We start from the raw sequence: 23982 nt of genomic DNA, 5'->3' as shown, positions 1-23982 counted from the left end.
CCACCAACACGGCGGGAGCGGACCTCAAGCGAWGGCTTGACGTTCTCCATGGCCTTCTTGAGGGCTGCAACGGGGTCGCCGCCGGACTTGGCGCGAGCACCTTCGAGGGCACCGTAAACGATGCGCTCTGCGGTGGACTTCTTGCCGTCAACCAGCACCTTGTTGATGAGCTGGGTAACCAGCGGGGAGCCGTAAACGGGATCTAGAACTAGCGGCCGCTTGGGGGCCGGACCCTTGCKAGGCATATTACTTCTTCTCCATCTTTGCGCCGTAGCGGCTGCGGGCCTGCTTACGGTTCTTGACACCCTGGGTATCGAGGGCGCCACGGACGATCTTGTAGCGGACACCCGGAAGGTCCTTCACGCGGCCGCCGCGAACGAGCACAATGGAGTGCTCCTGCAGGTTGTGGCCTACACCGGGGATGTAAGCGGTGACTTCAATGCCACCGTTGAGGMGCACACGTGCAACCTTACGCAGAGCCGAGTTCGGCTTCTTCGGGGTCGTCGTGTAAACGCGGGTGCAAACACCGCGGCGCATCGGGCTGCCGTTAAGCGCGGGGGCCTTGGTCTTTTTGACCTTAGGCRTGCGGCCCTTGCGGACCAGCTGGTTAATCGTAGGCACTCTCGTGTTCTCCGTTTTATCCGGAGCGGCCGTTGGCGGACGCTCTCTTGTCGCTGCGCCTCGCCGCCCGAGCCTTGAAGTTCTCTCCAGAGCAGCTGAGGCGAAGCCTTAATAGTCGGACCGCACGCCGGGCTCCAAGGACTTTCGACCCAAATTGCCCCTAGGCATGCGAAAATGTGGCATACGTTGCACAAGAACCCTGCAAACCGGAAACGTCGTCCTGGTTAAGCTTTTCAGCTGCAACCGKCGCACTCATCCACTGCCACAATAACAATTAGTCTCCAGTCTACCACGGGCGGCTCCCAGCCCTTAATCGGCGGGGTTTRGGCGTCCGCCCGACGTCGGCCGCTTCCCGACATCGACTGCTCCCATATCGCCGTTTTGGGGACTCAAAAGGGCGATAACGGAGCAGTCAACGGGTTAAAACGGGATGGTCCCCCACCTTGCGGTGAGGGACCATCCCATCGGGCAGGCTCTGAACTGCCAGGGCAGGGCGGCCGGGTCCCTACGTGGCGCGGAACGCGACACGCAAGGGCCCGCCCTGCCCGTTAGCGGAAGTCGCTGCCGAGATCGTAGTCATCYAGCGGGATGGCGTGGAACTCGGGAGCTCCGTCKCCGCCCAGGGTGTCGTAGGAGAAGTCACTGAATGCGCTGGGGCCGGTGAACAGGTTGGCCTTTGMTTCTTCAGTGGGTTCCACGGTGACCTCGGTGTAGCGCGGGAGACCCGTGCCGGCCGGGATGAGCTTACCGATGATGACGTTTTCCTTGAGGCCGAGCAGCGGATCGCTCTTGCCTTCCATGGCCGCCTGCGTCAGGACGCGGGTGGTTTCCTGGAAGGAAGCTGCGGACAGCCAGKACTCGGTCGCCAAGGACGCCTTGGTGATGCCCATGAGCTCGGGACGGCCGGAAGCCGGCGTCTTGCCCTCGGACACAACGCGGCGGTTGGCCTCTTCGAAACGGCTGCGTTCGGCAAGCTCGCCGGGCAGCAGATCCGATTCACCGGACTCGATGACCGTGACGCGGCGCAGCATCTGGCGGACGATAACCTCGACGTGCTTGTCGTGGATACCGATGCCCTGGCTGCGGTACACGCCCTGGACTTCGTCCACCAGGAACTTCTGCGCGGCACGGGGACCCATGATGCGCAGCACCTGCTTGGGATCGACCGGGCCGTTGATGAGCTTCTGGCCGACGCTGACGTGATCGCCGTCTTCGATGAGCAGACGTGAACGGCGCAGCACCGGGTAGGCGATCTCTTCGGATCCGTCATCCGGGGTGATGACCAGGCGCATCTGGCGCTCGGACTCTTCGATGGCGATGCGGCCGGCTGCTTCAGCAATCGGTGCAACACCCTTCGGAGTACGGGCTTCGAAGAGCTCCTGGATACGGGGCAGACCCTGGGTGATGTCGTCGCCGCCGCTGGCGGAAACTGCACCACCGGTGTGGAACGTACGCATGGTCAGCTGAGTGCCCGGCTCACCGATGGACTGTGCGGCGATGATGCCCACTGCCTCACCGATGTCGACGGTCTTGCCCGTGGCCAGCGAACGGCCGTAGCACAGGGYGCAGGTGCCGACGCTGGACTCACAGGTGAGTACGGAGCGGACCTTGACCTCGGTGATGCCGGCTGCGAACAGTTCGGCAATGACGACGTCGCCGCAGTCGGTGCCGGCCGCTGCCAGGACCTTGCCCGAGGCGTCAAGGACGTCCACGGCCAGGGTGCGGGCGTAGGCGCTGTTCTCGACGTTCTCGTCCAGGACGAGCTCACCGTTGGCGTCAGCCACCGCGATAGCGGTCACCAGGCCGCGCTCGGTGCMGCAGTCCTCTTCGCGGACAATGACGTCCTGCGAGACGTCCACCAGACGACGGGTCAGGTAACCCGAGTTGGCAGTACGCAGGGCGGTGTCAGCCAGACCCTTACGGGCACCGTGCGTGGCGATGAAGTATTCCAGCACCGACAGGCCCTCACGGTAGGAGGACTTGATCGGACGCGGGATGATTTCACCCTTCGKGTTGGCCACCAGGCCACGGATACCCGCGATCTGACGGACCTGCATCCAGTTACCACGTGCGCCGGAGGACACCATGYGGTTGATGGTGTTCATCGGGGACAGGCTGTCACGCATCGCCTGGGCGATCTCGTTCGTGGCCTTGTTCCAGATCTCGATCAGTTCCTGGCGACGCTCGTCGTCGTCGATCAGGCCCTTGTCGTACTGGCCCTGGATCTTGGCAGCCATGGTCTCGTAACCGGCAAGGATCGCCGGCTTGGACTTGGGCACCTCGATGTCSGAGATGGCAACGGTKACGCCTGAGCGGGTGGCCCAGTAGAAACCGGCATCCTTCAGGTTGTCCAGCGTTGCCGCGGTGACGACCTTCGGGTAGCGCTCGGCGAGGTCGTTAACGATCCGGGACAGCTCGCCCTTGTCGGCAACATCCTCAACCCACGGGTAGTCCGCGGGCAGCGTCTGGTTGAAGATGACCTGCCCGAGGGAGGTCTCCACCAGTGCGGTCTGACCGGGCTCCCAGCCCTCCGGGGCTTCCCAGCCGGCGTAGGGCACGAAGCCCTCGAGGCGGATCTTGACCTTGGAGTTCAGGTGCAGCTCGTGGAGGTCGTAGGCCATGATGGCTTCCGCAACCGAGGAGAAGATCCGGCCTTCGCCAGCTGAACCGACACGCTTGGTGGTCAGGTGGTAGAGACCGATGATCATATCCTGCGACGGCAGGGTCACCGGGCGGCCGTCCGACGGCTTCAGGATGTTGTTCGAGGACAGCATCAGGATGCGTGCCTCGGCCTGGGCTTCGGGGCTCAGCGGCAGGTGGACTGCCATCTGGTCGCCGTCGAAGTCGGCGTTGAAGGCGCCACAAACCAGCGGGTGAAGCTGGATTGCCTTGCCTTCGACGAGCTGCGGCTCKAACGCCTGGATGCCGAGACGGTGCAGGGTAGGTGCACGGTTCAGCAGCACGGGGTGCTCGGTGATGATTTCTTCGAGGACGTCCCAGACCTGCGGGCGGTAACGCTCCACCATCCGCTTGGCCGACTTGATGTTCTGTGCGTGGTTGAGGTCAACCAGGCGCTTCATCACGAACGGCTTGAAGAGTTCCAKGGCCATCTGCTTGGGCAGACCACACTGGTGCAGCTTCAGCTGCGGGCCGACGACGATGACCGAACGGCCGGAGTAGTCGACGCGCTTGCCGAGGAGGTTCTGGCGGAAACGGCCCTGCTTGCCCTTGAGCATGTCGCTCAGGGACTTCAGCGGGCGGTTGCCCGGTCCGGTGACCGGACGGCCGCGGCGGCCGTTGTCGAAGAGGCTGTCAACAGCTTCCTGAAGCATGCGCTTCTCGTTGTTGACGATGATCTCCGGGGCACCGAGGTCAAGCAGGCGCTTGAGACGGTTGTTGCGGTTGATCACGCGGCGGTAGAGGTCGTTGAGGTCGGAGGTCGCGAAGCGGCCACCGTCCAGCTGGACCATCGGGCGCAGTTCCGGCGGGATCACCGGGACGGCATCCAGCACCATGCCGAGCGGGCTGTTGTTGGTGGTCAGGAAGGCGTTGACCACCTTGAGCCGCTTCAGGGCACGCGTCTTGCGCTGGCCCTTGCCGTTGGCGATGATGTCGCGCAGCATGTCGGACTCGGCCTGCATGTCGAAGTTCTCAAGACGCTTCTTGATGGCCTCGGCACCCATGGAGCCTTCGAAGTACATGCCGTAGCGGTCGCGCAGTTCGCGGTACAGGCCTTCGTCACCTTCGAGGTCGGCGACCTTAAGGTTCTTGAAGCKGTCCCAGACCTGCTCGAGGCGCTCGATTTCGGCGTCGGCACGCTTGCGGACGTTCGCCATCTGGCGGTCAGCGGAGTCGCGGGCCTTCTTCTTGTCGGCAGCCTTGGCGCCTTCGCCTTCGAGGCGCGCGAGCTCGTTTTCGAGGTCGCGGGCGATCGTGGCGATGTCGGAGTCGCGGTTGTCGATCAGCTGCTTCTTCTCGATGTCGTGCTCAACCTGGAGGTTGGGCAGTTCTTCGTGGCGGCTGTCGGCGTCGACGCTCGTGATCATGTAGGCGGCGAAGTAGATGACCTTTTCGAGGTCCTTCGGTGCCAGGTCAAGGAGGTAGCCCAGGCGGGAGGGAACGCCCTTGAAGTACCAGATGTGCGTGACCGGGGCGGCCAGCTCGATGTGGCCCATGCGCTCACGGCGGACCTTGGCGCGGGTGACTTCAACGCCACACCGCTCGCAGATGATGCCCTTGAAGCGCACGCGCTTGTACTTGCCGCAGTAGCATTCCCAGTCGCGGGACGGGCCGAAGATCTTCTCGCAGAAGAGGCCGTCCTTMTCGGGCTTGAGCGTGCGGTAGTTGATGGTTTCCGGCTTCTTAACCTCGCCGTACGACCAGCCACGGATGTCTTCCGCGGTGGCGAGGCCGATCTGCATGAGGCCGAAGGAGGATTCGCTGGACATATGGTCCCTGTTCTCTCTTGTTCTCTAAATTCTGAAGTCTTGGGTTACGGGAAGAGGGAGGACTCCGACGACGGACGGGAACCGCCCGCCGTCGGAAGCCTGCTAAACCTCTTCTACGGAACTGGGCTCTGCACGAGACAGATCGATGCCCAGTTCTTCCGCAGCCGTGAAGACTGCGTCATCAGAGTCACGCATTTCAATTGTGGTTCCGTCCGTGGAAAGCACTTCCACGTTCAGGCACAGCGACTGCATTTCCTTGATCAAGACCTTGAAGGACTCAGGAACGCCCGGCTCGGGGATGTTCTCGCCCTTGACGATGGCTTCGTAGACCTTCACGCGACCGTGGATATCATCCGACTTGATCGTSAGGAGTTCCTGGAGCGTGTAGGCGGCGCCGTAAGCTTCGAGCGCCCACACTTCCATTTCACCGAAGCGCTGGCCACCGAACTGTGCCTTACCACCCAGCGGCTGCTGCGTGATCATGGAGTACGGGCCGGTGGAGCGTGCGTGGATCTTGTCGTCCACCAGGTGGTGGAGCTTCAGGRTGTAMATGTAGCCGACCGAGATCGGATCCGGGAACGGCTCGCCGGAGCGGCCGTCGAACAGACGGGTCTTGCCTGAGGAGTTGATCAGGCGGTCGCCGTCGCGGGTGACGTTGGTGGAATCGAGCAGGCCCGTGATTTCCTCTTCACGAGCACCGTCGAAGACCGGCGTTGCAACAGTGGTCTGGCCACTCTCGCGCGGCAGGTTCGGCAGCTGCTTGACCCACTCGGGCTCGCCTTCGATCTTCCAACCGGTMTTGGCAACCCAGCCGAGGTGCGTTTCGAGCACCTGGCMGACGTTCATACGGCCCGGAACACCCAGCGGGTTCAGGACGATATCAACGGGGGTACCGTCGGCAAGGAAGGGCATGTCCTCGATCGGAAGGATCTTGGAGATAACKCCCTTGTTGCCGTGACGGCCGGCGAGCTTGTCGCCGTCGGTGATCTTGCGCTTGGCGGCCACGTACACGCGGACCAGCTGGTTGACGCCCGGGGGCAGCTCGTCGTCGTTGTCGCGGTCGAAGACGCGGACACCGATCACGGTGCCGGACTCGCCGTGCGGGACCTTCAAGGAGGTGTCGCGCACTTCGCGGGACTTCTCACCGAAGATGGCGCGCAGCAGGCGCTCTTCCGGGGTCAGCTCGGTTTCGCCCTTGGGGGTGACCTTACCGACCAGGATGTCGCCGGCCTCAACTTCGGCACCGATGTGGATGATGCCGCGCTCGTCCAGGCCTGCCAGGACTTCCTCAGACACGTTGGGGATGTCACGGGTGATTTCCTCGGCACCAAGCTTGGTGTCGCGGGCATCGATCTCGTGCTCCTCGATGTGGATGGAGGACAGTACGTCCTCGGCCACGATGCGCTGGGACAGGATGATGGCATCCTCGAAGTTGTGGCCTTCCCATGACATGAATGCCACGAGCAGGTTCTTACCGAGGGCGAGCTCGCCCTGGTCCGTCGCCGGGCCGTCAGCGATGATGCCGCCGACCTCCAGACGCTGGCCTTCGTTCACCAGGACACGGTTGTTGTAGCAGTTGCCCTGGTTGGAGCGGGCGAACTTGTTGATGCGGTAGTTGGTTTCCGTGCCGTCGTCGTTGAGCATGATGACGAGCTCGGCGGAAACCTCGGTGACCACACCGGCCTTCTTCGCGATGGTGACGTCACCGGCGTCGACGGCGGCGGCGCGCTCCATGCCGGTGCCGACGAACGGCGCCTCGGAGCGGACCAGCGGCACGGCCTGGCGCTGCATGTTGGCACCCATGAGTGCACGGTTAGCATCGTCATGCTCGAGGAACGGGATCAGTGCGGTTGCCACGGACACCATCTGGCGCGGGGAAACGTCCATGAACTCGACGTCGGCGGCGGGAACCAGAACGGGCTCGCCTCCACCACCGCGGGCACGGACCAGGACGGTCTCTTCGGCGAAACGCTTGTTCTCGTCGAGCGGGGCGTTGGCCTGAGCGATCAGGACCTCGGCTTCGTCGTCGGCGGTGAGGTACTTGACCTCATCGGAAACGACGCCCTCGGAGACAAGGCGGTACGGGGTTTCGATGAAGCCGAACGGGTTGATGCGTCCGTAGGAGGCCAGCGAACCGATCAGACCAATGTTCGGGCCTTCAGGAGTTTCGATGGGGCACATACGTCCGTAGTGGGACGGGTGCACGTCACGGACTTCCATACCGGCACGGTCACGGGACAGACCACCCGGGCCAAGCGCGGACAGGCGGCGCTTGTGGGTCAGACCCGAGAGCKGGTTGTTCTGGTCCATGAACTGGGACAGCTGGGAAGTTCCGAAGAACTCCTTGATGGCTGCCACAACGGGACGGATGTTGATCAGGGTCTGCGGCGTGATGGCCTCGACGTCCTGGGTCGTCATGCGTTCGCGGACAACGCGCTCCATGCGGGACAGGCCGGTGCGGACCTGGTTCTCGATGAGCTCGCCGACGGCGCGGATGCGGCGGTTGCCGAAGTGGTCGATGTCATCGATCTCGACGCGGAGCTCGTGGTCCTGGCCGTCGCGCTTGCCCATGAGGGTCTTCTCGCCGGCGTGCAGGGCAACCAGGAACTTGATCATGGCCACGATGTCTTCAACRTGCAGGACCGAAGCTTCCTTGTCGCCAAGGGAGCGGTCGATGCCAAGCTTGCGGTTGATCTTGTAACGGCCAACCTTGGCCAGATCGTAGCGCTTGGAGTTGAAGTACAGGTTGTCCAGCAGGGACTGGGCAGCCTCAACCGTGGGCGGCTCGCCCGGGCGCAGCTTCCGGTAGATGTCCAGCAACGCGTCTTCGCGGGTCTCGGTGGCGTCCTTCTCCAGCGTCGCGCGCATGGAGTCGTACTGGCCGAATTCCTCGAGGATCTGACCTTCGGTCCAGCCGAGGGCTTTCAGCAGCACGGTGACGGACTGCTTGCGCTTGCGGTCGAGACGCACGCCGACCTGGTCGCGCTTGTCGATTTCAAGTTCGAACMAGGCGCCGCGGGAGGGGATGATCTTCGCAGTGAAGATGTCCTTGTCACTGGTCTTGTCGGCGGTGCGCTCGAAGTAGGCGCCCGGGGAGCGGACCAGCTGGGACACAACGACACGCTCGGTGCCGTTGACGACGAAGGTGCCCTTCTCGGTCATCAGCGGGAAGTCACCCATGAACACGGTMTGCTGCTTGATTTCGCCCGTGTTGTTGTTCATGAATTCGGCCTTGACGTACAGCGGAGCCGAGTACGTTGCGTCCCGGTCCTTGCACTCGGCCATGGTGTATTTGGGGTCAGCGAACTCCGGCTCGGAGAAGCTCAGGGACATGGTGCCCTGGAAGTCCTCGATCGGGGAGATCTCTTCGAAGATGTCAGACAGACCCGAGGTGGTGGCGACGCTGAGGTCGCCTTCTTCGACGGCCTTCGCCACGCKCGCCTGCCAGCGTTCGTTTCCGACCAGCCAGTCAAAGCTGTCCGTTTGCAGGGCGAGCAGATTCGGAACATCAAGAGGTTCGTGAATCTTTGCGAATGAGAGCCGGCGAGTGGCACCATCGGTGCTGTCGGCATTGATAGCGGTAGCGTTGTTTACATTAGAGGTGCTCGAGGCGACCAAGAGGGATCCTTCCACAGACCTTCAGGCGTTGTCAGATCTCCCCCGTTATGCACCCTGCAGAATGACTCCACAGTGCTACCAGTCCGGTTCCGCTATATGACCCGGGACCCGCGCTGCCCACGCTGGTGCACGTTGTAGACGGCACATTGATKGAGCAGCTGTCAGGCTAAGCCCACCGCTATATGAAGGCTGAAGGTAAACAGGGAAGACGCAAATATCTACGATACGGCAAAGCAACCTACTTGTCTACCCCACTTCCGGCGGGATTGCAAGCACGAAGTTTGGCGGATGTTGCTCGAATGTTGCACAGAGGACGCTGTGCAGAGGCTGTGCGGCCGCTCCCCCGGCGTCCGGCCGGTGTCATGCCGCGGTGCGGCCCCGGGCCGAATGGATAGGTGATGGGGCTCACGATAACGTAGACAGTAAGCCGTCATAAAGCCGTCGTAGATCGGAAGAGAAGACCATGAGCAATCCTGCAGACAACAACGACGTTGTCATCCTCGCCGCCGCCCGAACCCCCCAGGGGCGCCTGAACGGGCAGTTGGCCAGCTTCACCGCCGTCGAACTCGGCTCCCATGCCATCAAGGCCGCCCTGGCCGCCAGCGGCGTCAGGGCGGACCAGGTGGACAGCGTGATCATGGGCCAGGTCCTGCAGGCCGGGGCGGGCCAGAAMCCGGCCCGCCAGAGCGCCATCGGCGCCGGCATCGGCTGGAACGTCCCCACGGTGACCATCAACAAGGTCTGCCTCTCGGGCCTCACCGCCGTGATCGATGCCGCCMGCATGATCCGCAGCGGCGACGCCACCGTGGTGGTGGCCGGCGGCCAGGAATCCATGACCCGCGCCCCGCACGTGTTGCCCGGCTCACGGCAGGGCTGGGCGTACGGCACGGTCCAGGCCCTGGACGTGGCCGCGCACGACGGCCTCACCGACGCCTTCGACGGGCAGTCCATGGGCCTCTCGACGGAAAGCAAGAACCTGACCYTCGGCATCGACCGGGCTTCCCAGGACGAGGTCGCGGCGCAGTCGCACCAGCGCGCCGCCCGGGCCGCCAAGGACGGCGTCTTCGACGGCGAGATCGCCGCGATGAGCGTCAAGCAGCGCAAGGGCGACCCTATCGCCGTCACCTCCGACGAAGGCGTCCGGCCGGACACGACGGTTGAGTCGCTGGCCGRCCTGCGCGCGGCGTTCGTCACGGACGGGACCATCACCGCGGGCAACTCCTCTCCCCTGTCCGACGGCGCTGCCGCCCTGGTGCTGTGCAGCCGGAAGTTCGCCGAGGACAACGGGCTTGAGTACCTCGCCGTGGTCGGCAAGCCCGGGCAGGTCGCCGGGCCGGACAACTCGCTGCACTCCCAGCCGTCCAACGCCATCAGGAGCGCCCTGGACAAGGCCGGGTGGACGGTCGCCGACCTCGACTTCATCGAAATCAATGAGGCGTTCGGCTCCGTGGCCGTGCAGTCCCTGAAGGATCTCGGCTACCCGCTGGAGCGGTGCAACATCCACGGCGGGGCGATCGCCCTCGGCCACCCGATCGGGGCCTCCGGCGCGCGGCTGGCCCTCCACGCGGCCCACGAACTCAAACGCCGGGGCACCGGCAAGGCCGCCGTGTCCCTGTGCGGCGGCGGCGGCCAGGGCGAGGCACTGCTGCTGTACCGCGACTAGGGCTGAAGTGCGACAAGGGCTGAAGTGCGACTGACCCGGCAACCGCCGGGTCAGGAGTTCCGGGGAGGGATTTTGGCGGGCATGGCAGAGCAGACATCAAACGGCGGTGGCCGCGAGCGGTTCCTGGCCGATGCCGCGGCCCGGGGCCTGGACGTCGAGATAGTGGAACGCCTCGCTGCCCGCAGCCTCGAGGAAGCGKCCGGCATCCTGGGGATCCGGCCCGCGGATATCGTGAAATCGCTCGTGGTCAAGCACAAGKACGGCAGCTTCCTGTTCGCCCTCATTCCGGGCGACCGGCAGATCTCCTGGCCCAAGCTGCGGGCACTGCTGGGAGTCAACAAGCTCTCGCTCCCGACGGCGGAAACGGCGTTCGAGGCCACCGGCTACGAGCGCGGGACCATTACGCCGCTCGGCAGCACCCGGCCGTGGCCGGTCTACGCCGACCAGACCATCACGGGCCGGCGGATCTCCATGGGAGCCGGGGAACACGGCTACAGCGCGTTCGTCGACGCGGACGCCCTGACGGCGGMCCTGGGGGCCGTCGTCGCGGACATCACCKAACCCGGCTAGCCGAACCAACCCAACTAGCCCAGCCGGGTTAACAACAACGCCCGGCCCGGCGGTGCCTGACACGTCGACTGCTCCGTAACTGCCCTTATGCGTGCTGAAAACGGCAGTTACGGAGCAGTCGACGCTGTTGCGCTGGCGTCAGGCCGTGACCGTGAGCGGCGCGCCGTTGACGGTGAGCCGCCAGTTGGCCTGGCTGAACACGGCAACATCCAGGGTGCCGTGGTCCACCACGTAGTCGATGATGCGCTGCCGGATCTCCTGCTGGCTGTTCGAGAGCACCGGAGCGGTCTTGACGGCCGGGAAGTTCCCGCCGCCGCTTTGCCGGTAGTTGTTAATGGCCAGGGCAAATTCCTGCTCGGGCCGCAGCGCCTGGCCGCCGTAACTCAGATTGGCGATCCTGTCCCCTGCCGGCCGGGCGAGGTCGATCTCATAGTTCAGCGGAGCGTCGAGTCCGTAGACGACGTCGTAGTTATAGTCCGGTGTGCCGTTCGGGGCCACGGCGGTCACGGCGTTGGTGACGTCMGCGGCCCTAGCCGTGGTGCCGGTCACCGGTTTGAAGTACTGGGCGGACCACTCCAGGTAGTCCCTGACCTGGGCACCGGTGACCTTGATGGAGAGCAGGGTGTTGTCGAAGATGTACAGCCCTGCGACGTCGCGGATGGTCAGCGGTCCGGCCTTGACGTCGACGGCACGGGAGAATGCCGCCGCAATGGACAACACGGGCAGCCCCGCCGCGGGTCCGTTGGCCAACTCGGCCTTGATGGTGCTGGCCTGGACGTAGTTGATGGCGTCGATCGCGGCGGAGTCCTCCCAGCAGGCGGTGGCCGTGCTGAGCGGGGCCGTGGAAGTGCCGATCACCTCGTTGACGTAACTCACCGTGGCCTCGTGCCCGGCCTGAACGGCCCGGACGACGGCGGGATCGGCGTCGACCGTCTTGGCGTCCAGCAGGAGCGAATGTGCCGACGTGACGGTCCACTGGCCCTTCTCCCTGGCGAGTTCGAGGTCCATGACGGACACCCGCATGCCCCATTTGAGCGGCTCGGTCAGGAGGACCTGCTTGCCGGTGGCTTTGTTGGTGACAAAGCGTTCCGGGATTTCCAGGTGGGCGTGCCCGACCAGGATGGCATCAATGCCGGGGACTTCCTCGGCGAGCTGGGTGGAAGCGTTCTCCGGGAAGGGCAGGGCGTCGCCGTAGGATGATCCGGGTGTCGCGCCGGAGTGGCTCGTGACGATCACGATGTCGGCGCCGGCGGCTTTGACCTGCGGGATGACTGTTTTGGCCTCTTCGACGATGCCGTTGAAGTCAAGCATTCCCTGGACGTTGTCGCGGTCCCAGAGCGCGCACCCCGGCGTCACGAAACCGACCAGGCCGACCGTYAGCCAGCCGTTGTCCGTCTTGACCCGCTTGAGGACGTAGGGGGTGAAGGCACGGCCGCCTGTGACGGCGTCGTGGACGTTAGCGCCCAGGAGCGGGAAGTTCAGTTGCTTCTCCCAGGTGCGCAGGAGCGGAATGCCGTAGTTGAACTCGTGGTTGCCCAGCCCCACGGCATCGTAGCCGATCGTGTTCATGGCCAGCGCCATGGGGTGTTTCACGGTTGCGGAGATGGGGTTGATCTTGGCGAAGTAGTAGGCAAGTGGCGTGCCTTGGATGGTGTCCCCGGCGTCGATCGTCAGCGTGTTCGCGGCGCCGCGCTCGGCCCGCATGGCGTGGATCAGGGTGGCTGCCTGGGCGATCCCGATCTTGTTTCCGGCGGTGTCGGCKTAGGCGGTGTTCTTGAAGTAATCCCAGTTGAAGACGTTGTTGTGCAGATCGGTGGTGCCGAGCACGGTCAGGGTGAACTGTTTCTTGCCGCCGGGCTGGCCCACTTCTGATTGTTTGCCGGCGGMCTGCGCTGCCGGGGCTCCGGCCAGCGCGGCAGCGGCGGCGCCACCGCCCACGAGGGCTGCTGTGAGCATGGCGCGGCGGGAGAAGGAATCGTGAGGGTCCGTCATTGTGGGTGAACTCCTGAGCGTTGGGGGCCGGTGGGCACAAATCCACAGTCTAGGGACGCGCCAGCAAGTGCGACAGGGGTATCAGAAAATCTTTGCCTAATCCTTGCACTCCGTTCACACGGCGCCCGGAGGTACGGGTTCTGTCCATCGATCCCGCCAACCMGTCCCGGAGTTCGGCCCGGGAACGCAGGAAACCCCGCCCACCGGAGTGGACGGGGTTCCCGTGAAGCAGTGYGGACCGCGAAGGATCCGGACGGCKAACGTTACTTGAGGGTAACGGTGGCGCCGGCAGCCTCGAGCTGCTCCTTTGCCTTCTCGGCAGCTTCCTTGGTGGCGCCTTCGAGAACAGCCTTGGGAGCGCTGTCAACCAGGTCCTTGGCTTCCTTGAGGCCCAGGGAAGTGATGGCGCGAACTTCCTTGATCACTGCGATCTTCTTGTCGCCAGCAGCTTCGAGGACGACGTCGAAGTCGGTCTTCTCTTCGGCTTCCTCAGCAGCAGCGCCACCGGCGGGGCCGGCAACGGCAACAGCAGCAGCGGTAACTTCGAAGGTCTCTTCGAAGAGCTTGACGAACTCGGAGAGCTCGATGATGGTCAGTTCCTTGAAAGCTTCAATGAGCTCTTCGTTGGTGAGCTTCGCCATGGTGTGGCGTCCTTCCTATAGTGGTGCCCGGCGGGCCTGAGGCCCGCTGTCGCACCGGAGTCTTATGGAGAAGAGAGTTAGTTCTCTTCGGGGGCTGCGGCTTCGGCCGGTGCGGCCTCGGCTGCTGCATCTGCTGCGGGAGCTTCTTCAGCGGCGGGTGCTTCGGCTGCTGCCGGTGCACCGTTCTCTTCTTCAAGCTTGAGGCGCAGTGCGTCGATGATGCGTGCAGCAGCGGCAGCAGGAGCCTTGAGGACACCTGCAACCTTGGCGAGCTGCAGCTCACGGGACTCGAGTGCTGCCAGGGCAGCAACTTCGCTGGCGTTCAGTGCMTTGCCTTCGAAGTAACCGGTCTTGATGACCAGCTGCTTGTTGGCCTTGGCAAAATCCGTCAGGCTCTTGGCAGCGGCAACTGCGTCACCCTTGATGAACGCGATTGCAGTGGGGCCGGCGAGCTGACCGTCGAATGCTTCGACACCAGCTTCCTTGGCTGCAATAGCGGTCAGGGTGTTCTTGACGACCGAGAACTTGGTTTCCTGGCCGAGAGAAACACGCAGCTGCTTGAGCTGTGCAACGGTGAGCCCACGGTATTCGGTCAGGACAGCGGCGGTCGATTCCTTGAAATCGTTAGTGATCTCAGCTACTGCTGAAACCTTGCTAGGCGTTGCCATAACCCTCCTTCCGGGGATAGTGCCGGTGTGTCCGGGTCCCCGCTCAGGTGAGCTAAAAACTAAAAACGCCCCGCGCAGATGCACGGGGCTTGTCTCGACGCAGTCCATGACCGCGGAGCTTTGCTTCGTTMACCTGCGCCGGCCGCCCTATGTTCAGGGTCCTTCGTCCGGAAACCTACTGTCTTCTCCCGGCGCGACTGCAGAAGTGAGTCTTGCTTGGGAGAGTGGATTTCCAACAACCGACGGTCTTTGGTCCTCCCAGCTTACGGGACACCGTGCGCGTGCTCCAAATCGGGCCCGCTCGGGAGCCCGGCACGAGGATCAGCGCGCACGAGCCGGCCCTCAGCTGACGGACGGGCCGAAGTTGGGAAGTTCCTTCTGCCAGAGACCGGTCACGCCCGCTGTAGTGAACCCCAGCTGCTGGTTGACCTTCAGCAGGTAGCGGTTCTCCGGGGCGTTCCAGGTGTAGAGGACCCGCGCGTCCGGGAACTGTTCGCTGAGCCGCTCCATGTTAGCGACCTTGATCAGCAGGCCGAGCTTGTTGCCGCGGTGTTCCTGCAGCACCACAGTGTCATCCTGGAACACGACGTCGGGGCGCAGCGCGAGGACACTGATGGTGGTCAGTCCCACGAGAGTTCCGCTGGCGATGTGCTCGACGGCGGTCACCACCGTCCGGCGGCCCTGGGCAATGGTCACCTCCTCCGCTTCGCGGAGGATGCCGCCGTCGAACACCATCTCCTCGGCATCCGGCCCCGGCACTTCGTCCTCGCCTGCCTGGTTCTCCAGGGCGGCGACTGCCTCGAGCCACTGGTCCGGGCAGCGGTCCGTCCAGTGGTGCAGGCGGTACCGGCCGGCATTGGATTCCTCGGCCTCCGCCTCCAGTTCGGCGACGAGCTTGCTGTCCAGGGGCAGGGCGCAGGAACTGAACTGTTCAATGTGCTGCAGAGTGTACCCGGTGTGGCGGGCGAACTCGACGTCGCGGCTTCCCAGCGGGACAAACCCGACACCGCTGCCGGGCACCAGCTGCTCGGCCTCCGRGTCCGTCAGCGTCGATCCCGGATGGTTGGTGTCGATCAGGATGGTGTGGCGGCCCTCGTCCCGGGCGAAATGCTCTGCGGCCTCGAGCAGCTGCCGCCCCACACCCCGGCGCCGGTATTCCGGAAGGATGTCGAGGGTAAATTCGGCAAGGTCCAGGTTGTCCACGAGGGGCAGGGCGATGTCCGCTGTCCCGACGATCACGCCGTCGACCTTGGCCACGAGGATCACCTGGCGTTCGTAGGGGTCCGCCATCTCCAGCAGTTTCTCCTGCGGCGCGTAGGCGAGGTCGTCGGTACCCCAGGTCTGCATCCTGACCCTTCGCCMCACTTCGATAGCGGCGAGAAAGTCAGCGGCATCGGGCGCGTCGAGGGAATCGGGGATCCACAGCTGCTCAATCCGTACATCGTCTGCCATAGAGGGCATCATCCCAGCCGTTCTGCCACCCGCCATCGGTACGGCCCGGTTCAGACCGGGCTTTCAACCGCCAGCATATGCTGGTTTGGGCTGCTGTTCCATTGGTGACGCGGGCCAGTTTCCGGACCCGCGGGCGTCCGGCCGCCGCGGGGTTCAGTTCGGCGTGCCGTTACCGGCCGCCACAACAGAGCGCTGCCATTCGCCGTCGTACCCCGCCGGCTTGAAGCCCAGTGCGATGTTGATACCAAGCATGTGGTCGTTCTCGGCGGCATTGAAGGTGATGACCCGCTGCACCTCGGGATAGCCGTCACGCAGCCGGCGCAGGTTGAGGATCTTGACGAGCATGCCCAGCCGGTGGCCCCGGTGGCCGGCCGCGACCAGGGTGTCGTCCTGGCTGGCCAGCCWGGGTTTGTCGGCGGCGACTTGAAGGACCGTGTAGGCGGCGAGCTCACCGGTGGCCCGGTGCCGCGCCGCCGCGACGAGGGAGGACAGGCCGGCCCGCCGCCAGGTGTCCTCGACGTGGCGTACCCGCGCGACGTCCCACGTTTCCGGCTCGTAGCTGAGCGCGCCGGTGGGGGCGTCGGTGCTCATGCGCGACATCAGCACGGCCAACTGGGCGGCATCGTCCTCCGGGCACGAATCGCTCCAGTGCAGKAGTTCGTAGTCCCCCGCGCGGGTCAGGGCGTCCCGCGCCAGAGCATCGAGGTCCGCCGCCGCCGGGACCTCCAGGGCGCTGAAGCGTTCCACCTGCTCCAGGCGGTAACCGGCCCGCCCGGCGAACCGGACGCCGGACGCACCGGCCGGAAGCGCCCCGGTCCCGGTGGCTGGCTTGATGAGGTTCGGACCGTCGACGTCGAAATCGGCCGGGTGTTCCGTGAACGTCTGAAGTATGGTCCGGCCGTCGCCGGCGGCCAGCGCTTCGGCGTGCTGCAGCAGTGCCCGGCCGATCCCGCGGCCSGCGAAGGAATCGAGAACGTTCACGTGCAGGAGCGCACTGCTGAGGTTTTCCTGCAGTTCGTAACGGATCCATGAGCGGGCCACCATGCACCCGTCGACCCGGATGAAGAAGAGCCGCAGCCGGCTGTAGKGGTTGTCCCGCCAGTACTGGAGCCGGGCCGCCTCGGATGCTGAACGGTCCAGGTTTCCCCAGGTCTGCAGGGCGAGCTCGTCGCAGAGATCCACGAATTCACGGAACTCCCCCACGTCAGCGGCATCAGGGTCCGGGATGCCAGGGTCAGCGGCATCAAGGCCCGCGGGCAGGGAAAGCTGCTCGATGAGGTACGGCGGCGTAGTCACCGGGAAATCCTAACCGGCGGCCCGGGCGGCGCCAAGCCTTTCCGGCCGGCTCCAAGCCTTTCCGGGCGGCACCTGGTTTCCGCGGGGCACGAAGTTTCCGGACGCACGAGGGGATTTCCGCGCCGGATACGGCGAAAGGCCGCCCCGCAGTTGCGGGACGGCCTTTCGCTGGAACTGGTGACGCCCTGAAGCTGGCGACGCCGTGGATCCGGTGAGGACTAGACCTCGGTCAGGACCTTGGTGACGTTGGGGTCAACCGAGATGCCCGGGCCGAACGTGGTGGCCACGGTGGCCTTCTGGATGTAGCGGCCCTTGGACGCGGACGGCTTGAGGCGCAGGACCTCTTCCAGAGCGGCCGCGTAGTTCTCGGCCAGCTTGACGGCGTCGAAGGACACCTTGCCGATGATGAAGTGCAGGTTCGAGTGCTTGTCGACGCGGAAGTCGATCTTGCCGCCCTTGATGTCGTTGACAGCCTTGGCGACGTCAGCGGTCACGGTGCCGGTCTTCGGGTTCGGCATCAGGTTACGCGGACCCAGGACCTTACCGAGGCGGCCAACCTTGCCCATGAGGTCAGGGGTGGCAACGGCGGCGTCGAAGTCGGTCCAGCCGGCTGCGATCTTTTCGATCAGGTCATCGGAACCAACGAAGTCGGCGCCGGCAGCGATTGCTGCCTCAGCCTTGTCGCCCGTTGCGAAGACGAGGACGCGGGCAACCTTACCGGTGCCGTGCGGCAGGTTAACGGTGCCGCGGACCATCTGGTCGGCCTTACGCGGGTCAACGCCCAGGCGGAAAGCGACCTCAACGGTGGMGTCGAACTTGGACGGGTTGGTGTCCTTGGCGAGCGTCACTGCMTCGAACGGCGCGTAGAACTTCTCCGCGTCGATCTTGGCCGCGGCTGCCTCATATGCTTTGCTGCGCTTTGCCATGCTGCTTATTTCTCCTTGTGCAGTTGTGGTCTGCGGACCGCGCTGGGCCCTGCCACAGGCGGCATCCCGGCTGGTTTATCCATCCCGGAATTCCGCTTTTCAATGTTTAGGTGTTGCCGGCGGACCGGCGGTGCTGACCGGCGTCGTGATCGGTTTTCCGAACCCGGCGCATCAGCGGTGGGGAATTAACCCTCGACGGTGATACCCATGGAGCGGGCGGTGCCGGCGATGATCTTCGCTGCGMCTTCGAGGCTCGTGGCGTTGAGGTCTTCCATCTTGGTGGTGGCGATCTCGTTGACCTGAGCCTGGGTMAGCTTGGCAACCTTGACGGTGTGCGGGGTCGGTGAACCCTTGGCAACGCCTGCAGCCTTCTTGATGAGCTCTGCAGCCGGCGGGGTCTTGGTGATGAACGTGAAGGAACGGTCTTCGTAGACCGTGATTTCCACGGGGATCACGTTGCCGCGCTGGGCTTCCGTCGCAGCGTTGTACGCCTTGCAGAATTCCATGATRTTGACACCGTGCTGGCCAAGCGCAKGACCGATCGGCGGGGCCGGGTTAGCGGCACCTGCCTGGATCTGCAGCTTGATGAGGCCGGTGACCTTCTTCTTGGGAGCCAATGTAGGTCCTTCTCTCAAATACGTCCTGGGACACAGGAGCGTGCCTCAGGTTGGTGGCCGCCATGGCAAGGCGGCCGGCCGCTCCGTGGCTGCTAAGCGGGCAGTCACGGGGCGAATTCTTGTGGTCCAGTTAGATCTTGCTGACCTGGTTGAACGCCAGCGTGACCGGAGTCTCGCGTTCGAAGATGGACACCAGCACCACGAGGGTCTGGGAATCGATCTTGATCTCGGAGATCGTGGCCGGAAGGGTCTCGAACGGGCCCTCCTTGACGATGACGGACTCGCCAACCTCGAAGTCGACGTCCACCTGGGCGGCAGCGTGCTTGACGGGCTTGCCCTTCTCGGCCTGCTCTTCTTCGAAGACCGGGGCGAGCATGGAGAAGACCTCATCGAGGCGCAGCGGGACCGGGTTGTGGGCGTTGCCCACAAAGCCGGTGACGCCGGGGGTGTGGCGGACGGCGCCCCAGGAAGCGTCCGTCAGGTCCATGCGGACCAGGACGTAGCCGGGGATGCGGACGCGGTTGATGACCTTGCGCTGAGCGTTCTTGATCTCAACGACTTCCTCCATCGGAACCTGGATTTCGAAGATGTAATCTTCCATGTCCAGGGTCTGGATGCGGGTCTCAAGGTTGGCCTTGACGCGGTTCTCGTAGCCTGCGTAGGAGTGGATGACGTACCAGTCACCCTCCTGACGGCGCAGCTTGGCCTTGAACTCTTCGGCGGGGTCGACGTCGGCCTTGGCGGCCGCGGCTGCCAGCGCGTCGGTGTCTTCTTCAGCGTCGCCCGTTTCGGCGTCAGCGTCGGTGTCTTCTTCAGCGTCGACGTCGGCGGCAACTGCTGCCTCAGCGTCTTCTTCCGCGGCTACGGCCTCGTMAGTGACGTCGGATTCGGGTGCAGCAGACACAGCCGCGGACTCTTCCGCGGCTTCCACCACGGCGTCCTGGCTCTTATCCAGCCCAGTCTCAGTTACCTCGAGCTCCTGCTCAGACACTTGGTCTCCTGCTTCCTCATTGCCTAACATGCCTATTTAAATGACTCAATTCCGCACACCCCGCGGAATCTCCGGTTTCCCGGGGCATCCACGCAGTCTGCGGACCGGTCGCCTTAGCGGTCCGTGGGGGCGCTGCCGCCGAAGACCCAGCTGACTGCGGTCCCAAAGGCCAGGTCCAGCAAGGTGACTATCACCATCATGATGATCACGAACACCAGCACCACGAGCGTGTAGTTGATCAGTTCTTTACGGGTTGGTGCGACGACCTTCTTCAGTTCGCCAATGACCTGGCGGATGAAGATCGCGATGCGAGCGAAGAAGCCGGGCTTGGCGGCATTCTTGGCGGGGCGGCCTTTGGAGCTGCTGGCAGCCGTTTCGGTCACCTGGTCCTCACTCATCCTCGCAATGATCGGATACCCGGCTCTGAACTGAACCATGGTTGCTGCGCTGGTTCCGGATGATCCGGAACAGCATGCGCAGGGCAGACAGGACTCGAACCTGCAACCTGCGGTTTTGGAGACCGCTGCGCTACCAATTGCGCCACTACCCTTCGGGGCTAAAATCCGCTCCGGCCGATGCATTCCGCAGGCTTCCCTGAGGCGCAGGCCATCATCGTGTTTTCAACACCGKAGAACCAGTCTACGCAAGAACTGCGCCTACGTCGAACCGGCCCTCTTCCGGCCCCCTGCGTGACCGTCAAAACCAACTGACAGCCGTCAGTCACATTTCCGTTCCGGCACCGCGGGGGATCCGGTGAACAGCATAGAGTAGATTCCGTCGAATCCCACATCCAGCCTTCCAGCTGCAAGCGAAGAACGGACCCGCCCATGTCTGCTGCCCGCATTTCCCAGCGCATTTCCGCCATAGCCGAATCCGCCACTCTGGCCGTCGATGCCAAGGCGAAGGCGCTGAAGGCAGCCGGCCGGCCGGTCATCGGCTTCGGTGCCGGGGAACCCGACTTCCCGACCCCCGGCTACATCGTGCAGGCCGCCATCGAGGCCGCGAGCCAGCCGAAGTACCACCGCTACTCCCCTGCGGGCGGGCTGCCGGAGTTGAAGCAGGCCATTGCGGAGAAGACCTTCCGGGATTCCGGCTACAAGGCCGAGGCATCACAGGTGCTGGTGACCAACGGCGGCAAGCAGGCCGTGTACAACACGTTCGCCACCCTCCTGGATCCGGGCGACGAGGTCATTGTTCCCACCCCGTTCTGGACCACGTACCCGGAGGCCATCCGGCTGGCCGGCGGCGTGCCGGTGGAGGTCTTCGCCGGCCCGGAGCAGGAATACCTGGTCACGGTGGACCAGTTGGAAGCCGCCCTGACGGACCGCAYGAAGATCCTCCTCTTCGTCTCCCCCTCCAACCCCACYGGCGCCGTGTACTCCGAGGAGCAGGTCAAGGCGATCGGCCAGTGGGCGGCGTCCAAGGGCCTGTGGGTTGTCACCGACGAGATCTACGAGCACCTGACGTACGACGGCGTGCCGTTCACCTCGATCGCCACGGCCGTCCCCGAACTGGGCGACAAGGTGGTCATCCTCAACGGCGTCGCCAAGACCTACGCCATGACKGGCTGGCGCGTGGGCTGGATGATCGGCCCCGCCGACGTCATCAAGGCCGCCACCAACCTGCAGTCCCACGCGACGTCGAACGTCTCCAACATCATGCAAATTGCTGCCCTCGCCGCCGTGTCCGGGCCGCTGACCGCCGTCGATGAGATGAAGGTGGCCTTTGACCGCCGCCGCAAGGCGATCGTCGCGGGCCTGAACGCTATTGACGGAGTTGAATGCCCGACGCCGAAGGGCGCCTTCTACGTTTACGCGGACGTCCGCGCGCTGCTGGGCAAGGAGTTCCCCTCGGCGAACGGTCCCGCGCGGCCGGCCACCTCTGCCGAACTCGCGGCGCTGATCCTGGACGAGGTCGAGGTGGCGGTGGTTCCCGGCGAGGCCTTCGGCCCGTCCGGCTACCTGCGCCTTTCCTACGCGCTGGGGGACGAAGACCTGGCCACGGGCGTCGCCCGCCTGCAGGACTTMCTCGGCAAGGCGAAATAGCAGCCCCACCCCCCCGATGCTCTGTCACTTGTGGTTGCTTTGCCCCCGGCGAGGCCACCACAAGTGATAGCGCATCCCTGGGTTAAAGGAGGCGGCGTTCGGCGGCCCAGCGGGTCAGCTCGTGGCGGCTGGAGAGCTGGAGTTTGCGCAAGACGGCCGAGACGTGGGTTTCGACTGTCTTGATCGAGATGAACAGTTCCTTGGCCACCTCCTTGTAGCTGTAGCCGCGGGCGATGAGGCGCATCACCTCGAGCTCCCGCGCCGAAAGCTTGTCCAGTTCGTCGTCGGCAATGTCCGCCGGGGCCGTGCCGAACGCGTCCAGGACGAAGCCTGCCAGCCGTGGCGAGAAGAMGGCGTCGCCGCCGGCCACGCGGCGGACGGCGCCGCTGATCTCCGGTCCGGAAATCGTCTTGGTGACATAGCCGCGCGCGCCCGCCCGGATCACGGACACCACATCTTCCGCCGCATCCGAAACACTCAGCGCCAGGAACCGTGTGGTGGCCAGCAGCGGCGCCGAGCCGGCCAGCACCTCACGGCCGCCGCCACCGCGGCCGCCGGGGAGGTGGACGTCCAGCAGCACGACGTCGGGACGCCGGGCTGCGATGACGGCAATTGCCTCTTCCACGGTGCCTGCCTCGCCCGCGACGACGATGTCCGGGTCCAGGTCCGCCTTCAACCCGGAGCGGAAGATGGCGTGGTCGTCCACGATCACCACGAGGATCGGGGATAGGTTTCCGGCTGCGGGGTTCACTGGTGCCGGGTTTCCGGTTGCGGGGTCTCCCGGGGCTGGGATGGTCACGGTTTGGCCTCTCCGTTGCTGTTATTGGCGGCAGCCGCGGCAGTTCCGGCAGATGCGGCGGCGGTGACGGGCAGCCTGAGCCGTACTTCGGTGCMGTCCGGGMTGCTGATGATGGCGGCGGTGCCGCCGTGGCGGTTCATCCGCCCGATGATCGATTCGCGCACGCCGAGCCGGTCCGGGGGAACCGACTCCGGATCGAAGCCCGGCCCCCGGTCCTTGACGAAGACTTCCGCGGCGTCGTCGGTGACTTCAAGGTAGACGGAGACGGTGCCGCCGCCGTGACGGGCGGCGTTGAGCATGGCTTCACGGGCCGCCTGGACGAGGGCCTCGTGGCGTTGGGTCATGACGCAGTCGCCCACGCTGACCACTTCGACAGCGTGTCCGAGGGTGTCTTCGACCTCGGCAGCGGCGGCCTCGATGCCTTCGGACAGCTGGCCGGATTCCTTGTCGGCATCGCGGTACAGCCAGCCCCGCAGCTCCCGCTCCTGGGCGCGGRCCAGCCGGATGACGTCGTGCTCATTGCCAGCACGGCGCTGGATGAGGGCGAGGGTCTGGAGTACAGAGTCATGGAGGTGGGCGGCGATCTCGGCGCGTTCGGTGGCGCGGACACGCCCCGCGCGCTCGGTTTCCAGGTCGCGCCAGAACTTCAATCCCCAGGGCAGCAGCACAAGGGCCACGCCGCCGAGCACCGCCACCGAGGCCAGGAGCGCCAGCCAGGTCTCTTCCCACGACCCTGAGCCGGACACCATCACCAACACGCCGGCCACCACGAGGGCGAGCCCGGCTGCGAGCCGCGCCCAGCCGCCGGCCTGATCCGCCTTGGTCTTGTCCACGAGCCCCGCCCGGCGGGTCTCATCCAGTTGCATCCAGGCGATCGCAGCGCCGCCCAGGATCGCCGCTACCGGAATCAGGGTGCCCAAAGGCACGTCAACACCGAGGAGCCGGGCGATCAGGATTCCGGCGGCAAGCAACAAGCCTGCGCCCAGCAGGATCTCCTTGCCGAAGGGCATGCCGGGCACCTTGGACCGCCAGGACCCCTGCCCCGCGCCGCCGGCGGCTTCTGCACTCCCGGCGCTTTGCGGGGAGCCGGGAACTCCGGAGACCTCGGCGGTGCTGGACATACCCGGGGCACTTACTGCCGGAGCGATGGGCGACGCCGGACGGCGGGCACTGCGCCTGGCGCTTTCATCCGCTGTGGGAACCATGATCCAGAGCCAGCCGTAGAAGGCCACCCCGGCGCCGCCTGCGAGCGCGRCCACCAGCATACCGATTCTGACCATGCGCACCGGCCAGCCCAGGTGGTTGGCGAGGCCCGCGCAAACGCCGGCGATCACGCGGTCGCTGCTGCGGACCAGCGGCGGGCGGACGGGCGGGGTTGTCATGCTTCAATCCAAGCACGGATCGGGGGTCCCCGGACGTCTTTTCGGGCCTAACCGGGGGCCGCTCAGGGACCGTTCAGGGTGTTCCCCAGTAGAGCGCGGCACCGGAAGCGGGAAGGATCGAAGTATGAACCCGCACACTCCGCACCCCGATGAAGGCCGGTCCTCCGCAGACCGGCAGCCTATGGATCAACCAGGCCCGGACCTTCCCGCCGCAGCCGAGCCCGCCACGGACTTTCCCGCCGACGACCAACCC

At 64.9% G+C, this 23982-nt stretch carries 18 protein-coding genes and 1 tRNA gene; 3 read left to right on the top strand and 16 right to left on the bottom strand.

The window, feature by feature from the left end:
* From AC1DBQ_RS11715 to rpoB, 4 genes are all read right to left on the bottom strand, one after another.
* Nucleotides 1–245: uS7 family ribosomal protein (locus AC1DBQ_RS11715; RefSeq protein WP_476928659.1), on the bottom strand; the 245-nt coding region annotated here is incomplete at its 3' end.
* Between the two features lies 1 nt (nucleotide 246).
* Nucleotides 247–621 carry a 30S ribosomal protein S12 gene (gene rpsL / locus AC1DBQ_RS11710; RefSeq protein WP_476928658.1) on the bottom strand — a complete coding sequence of 125 codons (375 nt, stop codon included), beginning with the start codon at nucleotides 619–621 and terminating at the stop codon, nucleotides 247–249.
* Nucleotides 622–1169: 548 nt separating this feature from the next.
* Complete coding sequence (locus AC1DBQ_RS11705; protein ID WP_476928657.1) at nucleotides 1170–5069, bottom strand: DNA-directed RNA polymerase subunit beta'; 3900 nt, start codon at nucleotides 5067–5069, stop codon at nucleotides 1170–1172.
* Nucleotides 5070–5171: 102 nt separating this feature from the next.
* Nucleotides 5172–8687: a DNA-directed RNA polymerase subunit beta gene (gene rpoB / locus AC1DBQ_RS11700; protein WP_476928656.1), complete on the bottom strand. Its 3516-nt coding sequence runs from the start codon at nucleotides 8685–8687 to the stop codon at nucleotides 5172–5174.
* Between the two features lie 463 nt (nucleotides 8688–9150).
* On the opposite strand from rpoB, the gene AC1DBQ_RS11695 reads away from it, so the two are divergent.
* Both AC1DBQ_RS11695 and AC1DBQ_RS11690 read left to right on the top strand, forming a co-directional pair.
* A complete protein-coding gene (locus AC1DBQ_RS11695) occupies nucleotides 9151–10350 on the top strand; it encodes an acetyl-CoA C-acetyltransferase (RefSeq protein WP_476928655.1) in 1200 nt (399 codons plus the stop codon).
* Nucleotides 10351–10431: 81 nt separating this feature from the next.
* A complete protein-coding gene (locus tag AC1DBQ_RS11690; protein WP_476928654.1) occupies nucleotides 10432–10920 on the top strand; it encodes an aminoacyl-tRNA deacylase in 489 nt (162 codons plus the stop codon).
* Between the two features lie 138 nt (nucleotides 10921–11058).
* On the opposite strand, the gene AC1DBQ_RS11685 is transcribed toward AC1DBQ_RS11690, so the two are convergent.
* From AC1DBQ_RS11685 to AC1DBQ_RS11640, 10 genes are all read right to left on the bottom strand, one after another.
* Nucleotides 11059–12912 carry a bifunctional metallophosphatase/5'-nucleotidase gene (locus tag AC1DBQ_RS11685; protein WP_476928653.1) on the bottom strand — a complete coding sequence of 618 codons (1854 nt, stop codon included), beginning with the start codon at nucleotides 12910–12912 and terminating at the stop codon, nucleotides 11059–11061.
* 263 nt (nucleotides 12913–13175) lie between these two features.
* On the bottom strand, nucleotides 13176–13553 hold the full coding sequence (gene rplL / locus AC1DBQ_RS11680) for a 50S ribosomal protein L7/L12 (protein WP_091251969.1): 378 nt from the start codon (nucleotides 13551–13553) through the stop codon (nucleotides 13176–13178).
* A gap of 77 nt (nucleotides 13554–13630) precedes the next feature.
* Nucleotides 13631–14221 (bottom strand): 50S ribosomal protein L10, encoded by a 591-nt coding sequence (gene rplJ / locus AC1DBQ_RS11675; RefSeq protein WP_476928652.1) that lies wholly within the window; start codon nucleotides 14219–14221, stop codon nucleotides 13631–13633.
* A gap of 342 nt (nucleotides 14222–14563) precedes the next feature.
* Complete coding sequence (locus tag AC1DBQ_RS11670) at nucleotides 14564–15673, bottom strand: GNAT family N-acetyltransferase (protein WP_476928651.1); 1110 nt, start codon at nucleotides 15671–15673, stop codon at nucleotides 14564–14566.
* Between the two features lie 153 nt (nucleotides 15674–15826).
* Nucleotides 15827–16969 (bottom strand): GNAT family N-acetyltransferase, encoded by a 1143-nt coding sequence (locus AC1DBQ_RS11665; RefSeq protein WP_476928650.1) that lies wholly within the window; start codon nucleotides 16967–16969, stop codon nucleotides 15827–15829.
* A 218-nt stretch (nucleotides 16970–17187) separates the two neighbouring features.
* On the bottom strand, nucleotides 17188–17895 hold the full coding sequence (rplA, locus tag AC1DBQ_RS11660) for a 50S ribosomal protein L1 (RefSeq protein ID WP_476928649.1): 708 nt from the start codon (nucleotides 17893–17895) through the stop codon (nucleotides 17188–17190).
* Between the two features lie 185 nt (nucleotides 17896–18080).
* On the bottom strand, nucleotides 18081–18512 hold the full coding sequence (gene rplK, locus AC1DBQ_RS11655) for a 50S ribosomal protein L11 (RefSeq protein WP_476928648.1): 432 nt from the start codon (nucleotides 18510–18512) through the stop codon (nucleotides 18081–18083).
* Between the two features lie 130 nt (nucleotides 18513–18642).
* Nucleotides 18643–19503, bottom strand: coding sequence for a transcription termination/antitermination protein NusG (gene nusG / locus AC1DBQ_RS11650; RefSeq protein WP_476928647.1), 861 nt, complete (start codon nucleotides 19501–19503; stop codon nucleotides 18643–18645).
* A 113-nt stretch (nucleotides 19504–19616) separates the two neighbouring features.
* Entirely contained in the window at nucleotides 19617–19901 is a 285-nt protein-coding gene (secE, locus tag AC1DBQ_RS11645) for a preprotein translocase subunit SecE (protein WP_116765337.1), read from the bottom strand.
* A gap of 79 nt (nucleotides 19902–19980) precedes the next feature.
* Nucleotides 19981–20053: transfer RNA gene (locus tag AC1DBQ_RS11640), tRNA-Trp, on the bottom strand.
* Nucleotides 20054–20330: 277 nt separating this feature from the next.
* Between AC1DBQ_RS11640 and AC1DBQ_RS11635 the strand changes: the two genes are divergently transcribed.
* Complete coding sequence (locus tag AC1DBQ_RS11635; RefSeq protein ID WP_476928646.1) at nucleotides 20331–21548, top strand: pyridoxal phosphate-dependent aminotransferase; 1218 nt, start codon at nucleotides 20331–20333, stop codon at nucleotides 21546–21548.
* Between the two features lie 82 nt (nucleotides 21549–21630).
* Here AC1DBQ_RS11635 and AC1DBQ_RS11630 read toward each other — a convergent pair whose 3' ends face one another.
* Together AC1DBQ_RS11630 and AC1DBQ_RS11625 are read right to left on the bottom strand one after the other, a co-directional pair.
* On the bottom strand, nucleotides 21631–22263 hold the full coding sequence (locus AC1DBQ_RS11630) for a LuxR C-terminal-related transcriptional regulator (RefSeq protein ID WP_476928660.1): 633 nt from the start codon (nucleotides 22261–22263) through the stop codon (nucleotides 21631–21633).
* Between the two features lie 80 nt (nucleotides 22264–22343).
* Nucleotides 22344–23729: an ATP-binding protein gene (locus AC1DBQ_RS11625; RefSeq protein WP_476928645.1), complete on the bottom strand. Its 1386-nt coding sequence runs from the start codon at nucleotides 23727–23729 to the stop codon at nucleotides 22344–22346.
* Nucleotides 23730–23982: the final 253 nt, after the last annotated feature.

The organism is Arthrobacter sp. 10T413_2, from assembly GCF_056394205.1.
This window is presented reverse-complemented; position numbering and strand designations above follow the sequence as displayed.

What these genes read in the sequence shown, in the direction of transcription:
- rplL (WP_091251969.1), bottom strand. Translation starts at nt 13,553, where the DNA reads ATGGCGAAGCTCACCAACGAAGAGCTCATTGAAGCTTTCAAGGAACTG.
- secE (WP_116765337.1), bottom strand. Translation starts at nt 19,901, where the DNA reads ATGAGTGAGGACCAGGTGACCGAAACGGCTGCCAGCAGCTCCAAAGGC.